A 443-nucleotide genomic window follows, 5' to 3' on the forward strand; every position below is an offset into this window, starting at 1 on the left:
GCCTCCTGCACCGCCGAGGTGAGCGTGGTTGACAGGCTGGCTCCCGAGCTTACCTGCCCTGCGGACCAGACCGTGGATCCAGGAGCCGGCAACCTGTTCTATATCCTGCCCGATTACTTCGCCACGGGCGAGGCAATTGCGGATGACAACTGTACGGATCCGGTGACCATCACCACCCAGAACCCGGCCCCCGGCACTCCGTTGTCCGATGGCACTTACACCATCACCATGACCGCTACCGATGAGTACGGAAACGCCTCAACCTGTGATTTCGAGCTTACCGTGGAGACCACCATCGGCGTGGCCGAGAACTCATTGGACAAGGGCTTGGCGTTATACCCCAACCCCGCGGACAATGTGGTGAACCTTGTGAACAAGACCAACATTTCCCTAGAGAAATTGATGATCTATGACATAAACGGTAAACTGGTAAACCAAACGGA

The 443-nt window shown here is 56.7% G+C and carries 1 protein-coding gene; it reads left to right on the forward strand.

The genetic code is table 11. The features are described 5' to 3' along the window. On the forward strand, positions 1–443 hold a 443-nt coding region (locus tag QRD02_RS14335; RefSeq protein WP_290255646.1), incomplete at both ends, for a T9SS type A sorting domain-containing protein.

The sequence above is a fragment of the Aequorivita aurantiaca genome (assembly GCF_030410135.1).
Classification (GTDB): Bacteria; Bacteroidota; Bacteroidia; order Flavobacteriales; family Flavobacteriaceae; genus Aequorivita; species Aequorivita aurantiaca.